Source organism: Gilliamella sp. Pra-s52, assembly GCF_009795805.1.
Taxonomy (GTDB): domain Bacteria; phylum Pseudomonadota; class Gammaproteobacteria; order Enterobacterales; family Orbaceae; genus Gilliamella.
In genome coordinates this window covers 164,293-178,116 of the sequence record NZ_WTEY01000003.1, presented here as the reverse complement: position 1 = coordinate 178,116, position 13,824 = coordinate 164,293, and the positions used below count along the sequence as shown (strand labels likewise).

General features: G+C 32.6%; 15 protein-coding genes and 1 pseudogene. 10 read left to right on the top strand and 6 right to left on the bottom strand.

Translation table 11 applies throughout. The annotated features are described in order from the left end of the window. Window positions 1-187 (top strand): annotated as a pseudogene (locus tag GQ594_RS12170) (hypothetical protein); the annotation flags it as partial. Between the two features lie 589 nt (window positions 188-776). On the opposite strand, the gene GQ594_RS04580 reads toward GQ594_RS12170, so the two are convergent. After that, window positions 777-1,295: a single-stranded DNA-binding protein gene (locus tag GQ594_RS04580; RefSeq protein ID WP_160411605.1), complete on the bottom strand. Its 519-nt coding sequence runs from the start codon at window positions 1,293-1,295 to the stop codon at window positions 777-779. 216 nt (window positions 1,296-1,511) lie between these two features. Here GQ594_RS04580 and corA point away from each other — a divergent pair, with 216 nt between their 5' ends. The 4 genes from corA (at window position 1,512) to GQ594_RS04560 (ending at window position 4,298) form a co-directional block, all read left to right on the top strand. Next, on the top strand, window positions 1,512-2,453 hold the full coding sequence (gene corA / locus GQ594_RS04575) for a magnesium/cobalt transporter CorA (RefSeq protein WP_091122078.1): 942 nt from the start codon (window positions 1,512-1,514) through the stop codon (window positions 2,451-2,453). 192 nt (window positions 2,454-2,645) lie between these two features. Continuing rightward, window positions 2,646-3,605, top strand: a complete 960-nt coding sequence (locus GQ594_RS04570; protein ID WP_160411606.1) for a glucokinase — start codon at window positions 2,646-2,648, stop codon at window positions 3,603-3,605. Window positions 3,606-3,630: 25 nt separating this feature from the next. Continuing rightward, window positions 3,631-3,879: a YcgL domain-containing protein gene (locus GQ594_RS04565; RefSeq protein WP_160411607.1), complete on the top strand. Its 249-nt coding sequence runs from the start codon at window positions 3,631-3,633 to the stop codon at window positions 3,877-3,879. Next, on the top strand, window positions 3,876-4,298 hold the full coding sequence (locus tag GQ594_RS04560) for a YcgN family cysteine cluster protein (protein ID WP_160401200.1): 423 nt from the start codon (window positions 3,876-3,878) through the stop codon (window positions 4,296-4,298). The genes GQ594_RS04565 and GQ594_RS04560 overlap by 4 nt, the downstream gene beginning before the upstream one ends. Before the next feature lie 273 nt (window positions 4,299-4,571). Here the strand turns inward: GQ594_RS04560 and GQ594_RS04555 are convergent, their stop codons facing one another. Beyond that, on the bottom strand, window positions 4,572-5,129 hold the full coding sequence (locus GQ594_RS04555; protein WP_160411608.1) for a YggT family protein: 558 nt from the start codon (window positions 5,127-5,129) through the stop codon (window positions 4,572-4,574). Window positions 5,130-5,165: 36 nt separating this feature from the next. After that, window positions 5,166-5,867 carry a YggS family pyridoxal phosphate-dependent enzyme gene (locus GQ594_RS04550; protein ID WP_160401202.1) on the bottom strand — a complete coding sequence of 234 codons (702 nt, stop codon included), beginning with the start codon at window positions 5,865-5,867 and terminating at the stop codon, window positions 5,166-5,168. Window positions 5,868-5,904: 37 nt separating this feature from the next. Here GQ594_RS04550 and GQ594_RS04545 point away from each other — a divergent pair, with 37 nt between their 5' ends. The 4 genes from GQ594_RS04545 to GQ594_RS04530 all read left to right on the top strand — a co-directional run bounded on the left by GQ594_RS04545 (window position 5,905) and on the right by GQ594_RS04530 (window position 8,748). Beyond that, entirely contained in the window at window positions 5,905-6,846 is a 942-nt protein-coding gene (locus GQ594_RS04545) for a type IV pilus twitching motility protein PilT (RefSeq protein ID WP_160411609.1), read from the top strand. 117 nt (window positions 6,847-6,963) lie between these two features. Then, the gene (gene proC / locus GQ594_RS04540) at window positions 6,964-7,773 is read left to right on the top strand and encodes a pyrroline-5-carboxylate reductase (RefSeq protein WP_160411610.1); all 810 of its coding nucleotides are present in this window, start codon (window positions 6,964-6,966) and stop codon (window positions 7,771-7,773) included. A 299-nt stretch (window positions 7,774-8,072) separates the two neighbouring features. Then, the gene (cspE, locus tag GQ594_RS04535; RefSeq protein ID WP_034909833.1) at window positions 8,073-8,282 is read left to right on the top strand and encodes a transcription antiterminator/RNA stability regulator CspE; all 210 of its coding nucleotides are present in this window, start codon (window positions 8,073-8,075) and stop codon (window positions 8,280-8,282) included. A gap of 175 nt (window positions 8,283-8,457) precedes the next feature. Then, window positions 8,458-8,748 (top strand): DUF5339 domain-containing protein, encoded by a 291-nt coding sequence (locus GQ594_RS04530; protein ID WP_160411611.1) that lies wholly within the window; start codon window positions 8,458-8,460, stop codon window positions 8,746-8,748. A 16-nt stretch (window positions 8,749-8,764) separates the two neighbouring features. Here GQ594_RS04530 and GQ594_RS04525 read toward each other — a convergent pair whose 3' ends face one another. The 3 genes from GQ594_RS04525 to GQ594_RS04515 all read right to left on the bottom strand — a co-directional run bounded on the left by GQ594_RS04525 (window position 8,765) and on the right by GQ594_RS04515 (window position 11,644). Then, complete coding sequence (locus GQ594_RS04525) at window positions 8,765-9,247, bottom strand: thermonuclease family protein (protein ID WP_202112469.1); 483 nt, start codon at window positions 9,245-9,247, stop codon at window positions 8,765-8,767. A 190-nt stretch (window positions 9,248-9,437) separates the two neighbouring features. Then, window positions 9,438-9,959, bottom strand: a complete 522-nt coding sequence (gene fabA / locus GQ594_RS04520; protein ID WP_034909831.1) for a bifunctional 3-hydroxydecanoyl-ACP dehydratase/trans-2-decenoyl-ACP isomerase — start codon at window positions 9,957-9,959, stop codon at window positions 9,438-9,440. Between the two features lie 107 nt (window positions 9,960-10,066). Further along, a complete protein-coding gene (locus GQ594_RS04515) occupies window positions 10,067-11,644 on the bottom strand; it encodes an AAA family ATPase (protein ID WP_442903577.1) in 1,578 nt (525 codons plus the stop codon). Window positions 11,645-12,030: 386 nt separating this feature from the next. Between GQ594_RS04515 and GQ594_RS04510 the strand changes: the two genes are divergently transcribed. Then, a complete protein-coding gene (locus tag GQ594_RS04510) occupies window positions 12,031-13,803 on the top strand; it encodes a DUF3413 domain-containing protein (RefSeq protein WP_160401208.1) in 1,773 nt (590 codons plus the stop codon). The last annotated feature ends 21 nt before the right edge of the window (window positions 13,804-13,824 follow it).

Here is a 13,824-nt window from a genome sequence, read left to right as displayed (position 1 = left end):
GTTAACGATTTATAACACCGAAAGACCGCATGAGGCATTAAATAACATGACACCGATTGAGTATAAAACACTAAAACAAGCAGCTAATTTTCTACGTGAGTTGTGTACTAAGTTTGGGATATTTACATTATTAATCCCGTTTTTTGCGAATTTTTTGATAAAATTTGCTGAAACATTTTTTGGTTAAGGAAGTCTACGCAACAAATTTACTTATTTTTGTACTTGAGCTACGAGAATAGTATGGCTTTCAACGACATTGTTTTATCTATGACTTGCAATAGTCTCTTTATTTTGACAATAAAACTAAAATATGCAAAAAACTGACAAATAAATTGATCAAAATGGTTATGTTGGACATGGACTTTGCTTTTAAAAAAGTGTTCAGGAAAGGTATTGATTTTATTGAAGTTTTTTAAAACATTTTTATCAAAAAAACTTAAATAAAATCAATGCTTTTCCTGACTGATTTTTAGATTATCTATTTTGTCCATTACAAATGTTTTTTAATATTTATTTTAATAAACAATGAGAATGCTTTATTTAAATTGTGTTACCGTTTTTTATTTATCCTATTAATTATACTAACGATTCAAAAGCGAGAAAACAAAGCTAAAACGCTTTATTAATTTTTATATGAGTTTTTAGAAGGTATTTTAATCATGAAGTATAAACTAGACAATTTCCTATAATTATTTTATATGAAATAAAAACAAAGAATCCCTTAATTACTAAGGGATTCTAAAGAGGTTTTTTATACTTTTAATTTAAAGTAGATCCTAGAATGGAATATCGTCATCAAAATCCATAGGCGGTTCTGGTGTTGCTGCAGGTTGTGCTGGTGCATTTTGTGTTGTAGAACGGGATTGAGTCACTGGTGCAGATGATGTGTTATTGGCACTTTGTCCCCAATTTTGTGAACTGCCTCCTATGTTTTCACCATTATTGCGTCCGCCTAAAATCTGTAAAGTACCACCAATAGGGTTAATTACAACTTCTGTTGTGTAACGATCTTGTCCTGATTGATCTTGCCATTTTCGAGTTTGTAATTGTCCTTCAAGATAAACTTGTGAACCTTTTTTTAGGTATTCGCCCGCAATTTCAGCTAATTTACCAAATATAACAACGCGATGCCATTCAGTACGATCACGGTTTTCACCAGTTTGTTTATCCTTCCATGTTTCTGACGTTGCAATACTAATATTGGCAACGGCGTTACCATTAGACATGTAACGAACTTCGGGATCTTGACCTAAGTTACCAACTAAAATGACTTTATTTATTCCTCGATTGGCCATTCTTGACTCCTAAAAATTGCATAAATATTTAAGTTGCATATTGTAACATGAGACTACAGTAATATCAGCGAATTTAATTCAATTATGGAATTTTGCTCTCTTTTTATAAAGATATAGAAAGATTGGTGTGGACATAGGAATTTGTTGCTATAACGAGTATAATACCAAGCATTTGTTAATGTAATGTTCTAAAAAATTCCCTCAATAGGAGGCCTTATGATTAATGCGTTTGGATTAAAAAACAAACAATTAGTAAAAATTAATGAAGGCGATATTAATAATGCGACCTGGATTGATTTAATTGAACCAGAAGAAGCCGATCGTGATTTTGTTTTAACACATTTAGGACAAAACTTAGCAACCAGTATTGAGCTAGATGATATCGAAGCATCAGCGCGTTTTTTTGAAGATAATGAAGGTTTACATGTCCACTCATTCTTTTTTTACGAAGATGCTGAAGATCGAGCTGGTAACTCGACAGTGGCTTTCACTGTGCATAATGGACGTTTGTTTACATTGCGTGAACGCGATTTACCTGCATTCCGTTTATATCGAATGCGTTCACGTTATCAAACTATGGGTGATGGAAATCCTTACGAAGTATTACTTGATTTATTTGAAGTTAAAGTTGAGCAGTTAGCCGATCAAATTGAAAATATTTATAGTGAACTTGAAGAGTTGAGCTTAATTATTATGGATCGCTCAGCTCAAGAACATTATGATGAAGCCATTACTTCGTTAGCTGAACTTGAAGATACTGCTTGGAAAGTGCGTCTTTGTTTAATGGATAGCCAGCGTGCGGTCAATTATTTAGTTCGTCGAGCTAAAATGCCTGTGGATCAGCTAGAACAAGCTCGTGAGGTGATTCGAGATATTGAATCGCTTGTGCCACATAATGAATCATTATTTCAAAAAGTGAACTTTTTAATGCAGGCTGCAACCAGTTTTATTAATATTGAACAAAGTCGAATTATTAAAATTTTCTCGGTGGTTTCGGTTGTGTTTTTACCACCAACAGTGGTGGCATCAGCTTACGGTATGAACTTTGAATTTATGCCTGAATTAAAATGGGAATATGGTTACCCATTTTCATTACTATTGATGTTATTAGCGGGTGTTGCACCTTATATTTATTTTAAGCTTAAGAAGTGGCTATAGATTACTCTATCTTATTATCTTTATCCGTTAATACTTTGTGAATTAATGGAGATCATCTTTGTGGTTATCATTTTAGGTAATTGAGTGAGTTTTATGTCAGTATTTAAGGACATTAGCAGTTATACTTTCTTCAATTGATAGTTAATGCTTGTCATTTAAATAAAAAAATTAATTTATCATAAAGGAAATAACATGAGTCAATATGCTCTAGTTACCGATATCGGTGGAACCAATGCCAGATTTGCACTTTATAACTTAGCAACTAATGAATTATCATCAATTACTAAAGTGCTTATTGCAAAAGATGATGTGTTATTAACATTAGTTAAAAACTATTTAGCATCCCAATCGGTAATCGTTAAAATGGCATGTATTGCTATTGCTTGCCCGATCGATGATAGTGATGTGATAAAAATGACAAATAACAATTTGTCATTTTCACGTTCAGAGCTTGTTAAAGAATTAAATTTGACTAAGCTTGAAGTGATTAATGATTTTACAGCAGTATCAATGTCAATTGCTAAATTACCAAAACAAGATCTTGTAAAAATTGGTGGTGACGAACCTAATTTAAATTACCCCATTGCGATTTATGGTGCTGGAACAGGGCTTGGTGTGTCACATTTGATTAAAGTCAATGAACATTGGATTACGTTACCAGGAGAGGGCGGACATACTGAATTGCCAATGACAAGCGATGATGAAGATCGTATTTTAGCCGAACTACGAAAAAAATTTGGACGTGTCTCTACAGAGCGGTTTTTATCGGGTAATGGGATTGTTAATATTTATCAAGCCTTACAACATATTAACAATGAACCAATAGAAGAAATTACACCCGATATTATTGTCAAAAAAGCATTATCAAAAAGCTGTCCACTTTGCTTACAAACATTAACCTATTTTTGTACTTTTATGGGGCGTTTTGGTGGTAATTTAGCATTAACACTTAATACACAAGGCGGTGTTTATATTGCTGGTGGGATTGTACCACGTTTTATTGAATTTTTTAAAACATCACCATTTAGACAGGCTTTTGAACATAAAGGTCGTATGTCATATTTAGTCAAGAAAATCCCTGTTTATGTGATAACACATGATGATCCTGGTCTATTTGGCGCTGGTGTTTATTTACAAAATTGTCTTACATAATATTGATGAGTGAAGGTTTTATTTTATGATGTGGTGTTATATTTATCGAAGTACCAAAAAAGAAAATTGTTATTTATATATGGAAAATGAAAATGATTTTTCAGCTATTCCTGAAAAAATAATGTCTATTTTTGGTTCGCCGGTATTTGTGATGAAAGTGCTTCTTGATGGCAAAAGACGTTTTGTTGTGGGGACTTTGGATGAAATTGAAAAAAAAATCAAAACAGATGGATTTTTTTTACAAATGTTAAAAGAAGATGATTTTAAAGTATGATTGAGCCATTTTGGGAGCATAAAACGTTAGAACAGATGAGCGACGATGAATGGGAACAACTTTGCGATGGTTGCGGTCAGTGTTGCTTAAATAAATTGATGGATGAAGATACTGACGAAATATTATATACCAATGTCGCTTGCAATTTGCTTGATTCTAATACTTGTCAATGTAAACACTATTATAATCGCTTCGATTATGAACCTGATTGTATCAAGTTAACTCGTGATAACCTTCTCACTATTGAATGGTTACCATTAACTTGTACTTATCGTTATTTTTCTGAAACGGGGCAATTACCTGATTGGCATCCGCTTATTACGGGCAATAAGAAACTTATGCACAAGCTAAAAATTTCGGTTAAAAATCGCATTGTTTATGAAAAAGATGTAATTTGTTGGGAAGATCATATTATCTAAAAAAGCTATGGCATTATCAGCTTGTTTATCCGCCTTGATATCATTTAATTTAACTAGCATATTGATGATATGATCTTGTTTTGAAAAAATCAATAAAATCAATACCTTTCCTGACAGTTTTATTCGTAATAAAATCACTTTTTAGTGGGCGATTTTCAAACTTAGCAAGGTTTGTTGTTATTTGTCTATTGTGCGATTAGATCAAAAAAGCCCGCTAAAAAGCGCGCTTTTTTTTAACAAGCTAAGGTTGCTATTGCTCCCTGTTATTTGGATTTAAAGTACAAGCCATAAATATCCCACAATATCAATAGCAAACATATTTAAAAACATCAAAATAAATACAAAAATCATAAATGAAATATCGATCATGCCAATAGGTGGTACGATGCGTCGAATTGGTGCTATAAGTGGTTCTGTTAGTTGGACAAGCAATTCATCAGCATTCGATTGCCCTCGGCTTACCCAACTTAAAATTGCTCTAAATAGTAATAACCAAAATAATAAATGCCCAAATGCGTGAGCGATAGCCGCAATAGCATATAAAAGATATCCAACAGGCCAGTTTAAATTATTGATGATTCCATAATAGCCAATAAACGTAATTTTTATGAAAGCAAAAAAGTATAAAAGAACCCATGTAGCTGTATCTATATGTTTTATAGAGGGAATAACTTTGCGGAGTGGTGCAATAATTGGTTGGGTTATTCGAACAATAAATTGGGTAAATGGATTATAGAAATTGACCCGTACACGTTGCATCCATAAACGTAGAATTAAAACGTATAAGCATACCGTTAAAAGGGTTTTTCCTAAAAAATAAAGCGATGCCATTTAAGACTCCTTAAAATAAACTATCTAGGCAATATATCACAAATACTGTCTTGCTCCAAAAATTGCCGTGCCAATGCGAACCATTGTGCTACCAGCAATAATCGCTGCTTGCATGTCGTTACTCATGCCCATAGATAATGTGTCCATAAATGGATAATCGGCTTGTAAAGAATGTAGTAGTTCCTGCATTTTAATAAAGACATGTAATTGTTTGTCAAAATCATTTTCAATTTCAGGAATGGCCATTAAACCACGCAAATTCAAATTGGGTAGTGTAAGGATTTGCTTAGCCAAATCTGCTACTTCGTTAGGTAAAATCCCTGATTTACTTGCTTCTTGGCTAATATTGACCTGAATTAATACATTTAATTTAGCCATTGATGTAGGGCGTTGGTCATTTAAGCGTTTAGCAATTTTAAAACGATCAATGGTATGCATCCAATCGAAGTGTTCGGCGACTAATTTACTTTTGTTCGATTGTAATGGACCAATAAAATGCCACGTTAATGGCGTGTTGGGATGGGTTTGTTTAAAGTGCAGGATCTTTTCAACACCTTCTTGAACATAGTTTTCACCAAAAGAAAGTTGACCGGCATCTATTGCTTGTTTGATTAAGGTCACGGGTTTTGTTTTACTGACCGCAATAAGTTCGATTGTATTGGGATCTCTTTCGCATTTTTCGGTTATTTTTTGAATTGTGCTTCTGATAGTAAGTAAATTGTCACGTACTGTATTCATGTTAATTCCCAATTAATAAACCAATAGGTCAAATGTAATGTTAAATTCAATGTTGTCGCTTAGTGTAACGCAAAAAGCGTCCGATTTGCACCTTTCAAGTGGTGAAGTTGCACGCATTCGCATTAATGGACAATTACAGTGTTTATCAAATGAAAAGTTATCACCTTTAGCGTTAGAAACTGAATTATTAACGTTACTCAATCAATCACAAAAAATACAATTACAACAAGAAAAACAAATTGATTTAGCCTATCAATCTCCTGAAATAGGGCGTTTTAGAGTCAATATTTTTTATCAACAACGTGGTATTTCGGCTGTGTTTCGAATCATTAAAAATGATATTCCAGAACTGGCTGAAATAGGTGCTCCTGAGGTTTTCAAAAAGCTAATAATGCATGAAAGTGGTATTATTTTAGTGACAGGCGCCACAGGAAGTGGTAAATCGACGACACTTGCATCATTAATTGAGTACATTAATTTGACTCAATCTAAACACATTATTACTTTAGAAGATCCTATTGAATTTATTTATCACAATCAATATTCACTAATTCAACAAAGGGAACTTACAACTTTTGATCATGCACTTGATAGCCTTTTAAGGCAAGATCCTGACATAATCTTGCTTGGAGAATTACGTAATAAAAAAGCTATTCAAACCGCATTAACAGTAGCTGAAACAGGGCACTTAGTTTTTGCTACTTTACATACAAGTTCTGCCATTCAGACCATTAATCGTATTATTGATGTATTTGAAGAGAGTTCACGAAATTTTGTTCGCACCCAATTATCTCGTAGTTTAAAGGCAATAATAAGTCAAAAACTAGTCACCACTGAAAATGAACGTAAAGCTTTATTTGAAGTGCTTATCAATACTCCAGCTGTAAGTAATTTAATCAATGAAGGTAAAATTAAGCAGATTTTATCCCTTATGCAGACAGGACAGCAATATGGAATGCAAGTGATGCCAGAAAATTAACATAATTTATTATTTTTATAGCACTTGATGTTGAGTTTTTTTAATACAAAATTTTGAGATTTCTATTTAAAATCATTTATAATCTTTTAAATAGTCTTTCTTAAAAGAGGGTAATAAATGGAACAACGAATTGGTTTTATCGGTTTAGGCAATATGGGTAATGCGATATTACAAGGTATTTTAGCAAGTAATATTGTATCTGGAACACAAATGTATGTTTATGACCCTCATCCTGATAAAGGTCAAGTTCTTAATCAAAATTATTCTATTCATAATCTTGATTCTGCAAGAGATGTTGCTCGTGAGTCGGATATTGTTTTTATTGCCGTTAAACCTAATGCGATTGTGGATGTACTTAGTGATATTCAAAAAGAATTAAAAAAGAACACTATCGTTATTTCAATTGCAGCCGGTGTTACTATTAAAACAATTGCAAAATGTGTTGGTTATGAGCAAAAAATTGTTCGTGTTATGCCAAATACCCCCGCGCTTGTTAATGCAGCTATGTGTTCAATTACACCGAATACTGAAGTTAACGATGAGGAATTGTCTGTCGTTCAACAGTTATTAAATTGTATTGGTGAAACAGAAGTTGTGCCTGAGTATTTAATTGATGCTGTTATTGGTGCTAGTGGATCTTCTCCAGCTTTTGTTTTTATGTTTATTGAAGCACTTGCTGATGGTGCAGTAAAAGGGGGATTATCCAGAAAACAAGCTTATAAGTTTGCTGCACAAGCTGTTTTGGGATCGGCAAAACTATTATTAGAAACAGGTAAGCACCCAGGCGAGTTAAAAGATATGGTCTGTTCTCCTGCTGGTACAACTATTGAAGGCGTTCATGCGCTAGAAGAAAATGGATTTAGAGCAGCTGTGATTGATGCAGTTGAAGCTACGATAAAAAAATCGAAACAAATGGCAGAAAGCTAATATAAGTTTATAACGTTATCCCATTGAATAAACAAACTATAATTTTTTTATGTTCGTTTCTTAAATAAATCTTTCAAAAGATTGCTTGCATTAGTGATCTTTTTATGCGTAAATAGTCATAAGCATATGACATGCGGATTTATTTTATAACATTTAGATATATGTAGTTTGTAGTTTACTCGTCTTTGGAATTAGTTTTCTTTAGTATCTTCTTCTTAGTGTTAATAAGTAATCTAGGTTTTATGTTTTTGAATATAGCCCTTAGTGGCTGAGATTAATTTATTTATAGGAAGATTATTATGTCTAAGAAAACTGGTCAAGTTAAATGGTTCAACGAAAGTAAAGGTTTTGGTTTTATTTCTCCTGCTGATGGTAGCAAAGATGTATTTGTACACTTTTCTGCAATTTCAGGCGATGGTTTTAAAACCTTAGGTGAAGGTCAACAAGTAGAATTTTCTATTCAAGATAGTCCACGTGGTCCCGCGGCTGCTGATGTTACCATTATCTAAAATTTAGACTTTATTTGTTGATTAATACCCTATCAGTAAGTAGTTACTGGTAGGGTATTTTTGTATATAGACTTGCCACTTTAAATTTTTTATTATACTTTGGCTATTTTTAGCATTAATTATCATTTTTTATGATATTTCTAATAAATTTATGATGTAAGGAAAGAAAAGTAAAATGAAAAAATTATTATTATCTGTTGTGTTATTAGGTTTCTCTACCATTTCTATGGCGGAGGATTTATCTGAATCATGTAAAACCTATTTTGATAAAGTTGATAGTTTAGTTAAAGCTATTCCTGAAGGTTCTCTAACGAAGCAACAATCTGATATGATAGGTATGATTAAACAAAACTTAGAAATGGGAAAACAACAAATTTCCTCAATGCCTGAAGACAAACAAGAGTCAGCTTGTAAACAAGGTATGGGTTTGCTTAAACAACTTGAAGCTTCAATTCCTAAAAAATAAGTACTTCTGAACGTGATTATTGTTTATTGTGACGATAATCCCATGGGGCTATTGGATGTTTATCTTTCCATAGCCCTTTTTTGTTTTGTTTAGCAATTTCTTCTAGTTTTACCATTGCTTTGTTGTTAGCTGTGTTGTGATAACGATAGGCCCAAGCATAACCATCTTCGACCATCTTGGCATTGATATTGACTTTATTTAAGAAAATAGTACCTAAGGCTCTTTTATAGATATCTTTTTTATTTTCTTTAACGAACACGTTTTTCCCTGCAATGAGTAAGGCTAAGTGTTTTCGCGATGCATTGCCATAAGCTTGACTGCGTTCAGGTGCATCGATATCAAGTAAACGAACGCGGATTTTTTGTTTTGTGAAGGTTAGAATATCGACGGTATCGCCGTCAATGACTTTGACAACTTTACCGCTGAAATCAGCGTAAGCTAATGTGTTTGATAAACAAAATAAAATAATACAAACAAATAGATGTTTTATGTGATTCATTATTAATTAAGGAAAAAATGAAATTTGTAGCATTATACATTGGTTATTGAAATTCAGTAAGCTGCGATGCTCTTTTTAATTGACAATTAATGAGTTATTTCACAATTGTTCATGTTTTGAATATGATAAAAAAATCCATGATATGCAGCTTCACTCATATAGAGTAAAGCTGACAAAAGAGAACGTTAAATTAAAATGCGTTGGTATCTTGGAATAGACCTACTTTTAAATCGGACGCTTGGTAAATGAGTTTGCCATCAACAAAAACCTCACCATCACCAATTCCCATAATTAATTTACGATTAATTACACGTTTAAAATGGATTTTATAAGTCACTTTTTTATTGGTTGGTAATACTTGCCCTGTAAATTTTACTTCACCAACACCTAAAGCACGACCTTTACCTTTACCACCAATCCAGCCTAAATAGAAGCCAACTAGTTGCCACATGGCATCAAGTCCTAGGCAACCAGGCATAACAGGATCATTTTTGAAATGACATTTAAAAAACCATAAATCAGGATTAATATCAAGCTCCGCTTCGACAAATCCTTTACCAAAATTACCACCATTCTCATTCATTTCGATAATACGATCCATCATTAACATTAAATCAGACGGTAATGGTGGTCCATCATGACCAAATAGTTCATTATTTCCTGATTTAATTAAATCTGCTTTATCGTATGATGATTTACGTTCAAATGTCATAAAAAAACCTTTTATTTAATATAAATTAAAACATATTTTAAAAATTGAAAGTTGCCTAGTTATTTTTATTTTTAATAAAATTTGGGTTTAGAGTTTATTGGGTATTGTTACTTTTTGCAATATTTTTGCCATTTACTTAGCCAACTATCTTGTTTTTTATCTTGTAATAATACTGATTGCATACGAGCATGTATTAACTGGTAAAGATTAATACTGCTTTTATCTTTGTAAGGAATGCCTGTCAGTAAATAAAGCGCATCAGCAATATGTTCAACTGTCCATACCGAAAACTTTTCTTGTTTGATTGCTTCAATGACTTCATCACTTAAGCTTAAGTGACGTTGGTTGGTAGCAGGAATGATTACACCTTGTTGTCCCGTTAACCCTTGATACTTACAAACAGCAAAAAATCCTTCAATTTTTTCGTTCACACCACCAATTGATTGAACATGCCCGAACTGATCTACTGAACCAGTAACAGCTAATTGTTGATCGATTGGCTGTTGGGATAATGCACTAATGATAGCGCAAAGTCCTGCAAGTGAAGCACTATCGCCATCAATTTCATTGTAGGATTGTTCAAACACCAAAGAAGTTGAAAAAGGTAATTGGTGATTAATCGCAAATTCAGACATAATAAATGCCTGCATTATCATCATCCCTTTTGAATGAATGTTACCTGCTAGTTCTGTTTTTCGTTCAATATCAATTAGTTCTCCATCACCAAAATGAATAAGACAACTTAACCGTGTTGGTTCTCCAATAGCTTTTGGATACCCTGGATATTCAATGACTGATAATCCATTTATTTGGCCAACAACTTGATCTTTAGTATTAATCATTATTTGATGACTGAAGATTTCATCGAGTAGTCTTTCTTTCAAATAATCTTCATGCCACGATTTTTGTTTTATCGCTTCTTCGACCGCTGATTGGTCAATAGTGTTTTTTTTTGTAAAGTGAGCCGCATTGACTAATAGCGAATTCAACCAATCAACTGAAAGCGGTAAGTAATATTGATCACCGGTATAACGTGTTGCTTCTTTGTGAATTTTTTCAAACGCTAATGTGTCAATATTAGGTAATTGTTGTTTGTTTGCGATAAAGTTTAAATAATTAAACCATTGCTTAATTTGCGATGCTGATGTGACTTGTAATTCATTTTCAAATTCAGCATAAATAGACGTTGAATAAAATTCAGGCTCAAAATCTTGTAATTCAGCTAAACTTAGCCTGTCCCCAACCAATACTATGCGCAAGTCAAGAGGCATTGGTGGAATCGACAAAGGTAAAGGATGAGATTCATCTGTTGAAACCCACTCAAACTCTTGTTTTATTACCATTTGTTTTAGTCTTGTCCATAGTAAAGGTTGGCTCAGTAGAGAGCGAAGACCCAAAATTAAAATGCCACCATTAGCCTGATGAACAAGTCCTGCTTGTAATTTTATAGGGTTACTTTCTGGTTGTCTAACACAGCCAAAAAGCTTTTCAGCATCCACAGAAGATGCAAATAAACAATTGTCTTGAGCAGCAAAATTATCTTGTTTACTTTTTGCTTTGGTAAGTGTAATTTTGTTTTCACTAAAAAAATAACTGTAACCTAATTGTGATGAAGGCAAATTACATTTAATAGCTTGCTGTAATAGATCAAAAAAAAGCTCACTTTCAGGTGCTTTAAGCAACATAAAGCGTGGGCTATAGTATTTTCTTTTGTTGGGGCATAACAGTGACAAGGCAGATGCAACACGTGGTTGCCACATGAGTAAATGTTCTGACTTTTTTTCCTCTAATGTTTTTGAAGTATTAGTTTGGTTTTTCAGTTCAGAAATATATGATAAATCAGGTTGGATCTGTTGTACGTTGAGTTGTGTAATTGCCAAAATTATTGTCTTTTTTGTTAGCTTATTTTCATCTTTAAATTATAACAAGTATCGATTGTATCGCCAACAGATTACCAAAATCTTTATGCTAACGAATAAAAAAATTACAGAAAGATTTTTTAAAATCGGGTAAACTAAGTCACAATTTGCTGTTTGTTTTACTTCATTACGACCATTATCAACAATTAAATATGCTCAAAATCAAAAATACTTACTTCAAAGACGATCGTGCCTCACAAATTGTTAGCTGGGGTCACTGGTTTACGTTGTTTAATATTTTTGTTGTCATTTTACTTGGTAGTCAATATTTACTTATTGCCGATTGGCCTCGTACCTTTATGGGGCGATTTTATGCAATTATTAGTGCTATTGGTCATTTTAGTTATTTAACTTTTGTTGGTTATTTAATTTTAATTTTTCCGTTAAGCTTTTTTATTCATTCTTCTCGATGGCAAAGGATTATTGCGACATTTTTTGCAACAGTAGGGCTTTCGTTACTGATTATTGATATTCAAGTTTTTTCTCATTTTAGGATGCATCTTAATTTATCAATTTGGCAATTGTTTTCATCACAAAAAGTTTCTTATTTGAGTACAGTATTTATTGCTATACCATTTATTTTATTGATTGAGATCTTATTTTCAGCCTGGAGCTGGAAAAAACTACGTAGTTTAAGTAAACGTAAACGCTACGCTAAACCAGTCGTTATAATTTTTATTGTTTGCTTCATTACTTCTCATTTGATTCATATCTGGGCGGATGCTAATTTTTATCGACCAATTACTATGCAGCGTTCAAGCCTTCCGCTTTCTTATCCTTTAACCGCTCGTCACTTTCTTGAGCGTTATGGTTTCATGAAAGAAAATGATTATCACGATCGTATTACTCAAGAAGGAAATCCGTTTGCAATGACAATTGAGTATCCTTTGGGGCGCATTGTTTATGATCAACCACCAATAAAAAATAACGTATTAATGATTGTTATTGATGGATGGAATACTAATTTATTAACTAAACATATGTCGTGGCTTAATGAGTTTTCTCAAGATAACATTGTTTTTATTAATCACTATGGTGCAAGTAATCAATCTTATTTGAATGATTTTTCACTGTTTTATGGATTGGATCCGAATTACTACAACAGTATTCTCGTCGGGCATAAACCGTCTGTATTGTTCGATGTTGTTACTAACCAGCAATATAATTTGGGATTATTTTCAGCAGATGGTTTTGCAGAACCATTATATCGTTCTGCATTATTATCTAATTTTTCAATACCAGAACCTAAAAAACAATCTAATAAAAAAATAACCGAAAACTGGATGGCATGGCATGAAGAACAGAATAAGCTTGATAATCATGCACCTTTGTTTTCTATAATCCAATATTCATTAGGTAATATAAACAAAAAAGTTTCGATATCTGAACTACAATCTGATGCTAAAAAGCTAGATCAGTATATTGAATCATTAATTGCTTATTTAAAATTATCTAATGCTTATAATAATACGGTTATTATTATTACTGGAACGAATGATATTAAAATTGATGAAGCAAAAAAATTAGCATTACGCAATGTAGGTAATGATTTTAATCGAGCATCATTAAAAGTACCTTTAATTATGTCATGGCCAAATAAAGGGAAAGCCCAGATAACAGAAGTAACTTCGCAAACTGATATTATGCGTACATTAATGCAAGATGTATTTTATGTTACTACACCGCCAAAACAGTATAGCCAAGGTAGAAATCTATTTAATCTTAATTCTAGACAATGGTTAGTTGCAGGTAGTGAAAATACTATTGCTGCACTGTATGATGATAAAACAGTAGTTTTAGATGCTTTTGGGCGTTCTAAAATTTATGATCTTAATGGTAAATTACGAAAAGGCGAAAAAATTAGCTTACCGATTTTTTTACAAATCGTTACCGAAAATCGCCGTTTTATGGTAGTAGATAATTGATTTAATTTTTGAACGGAATAA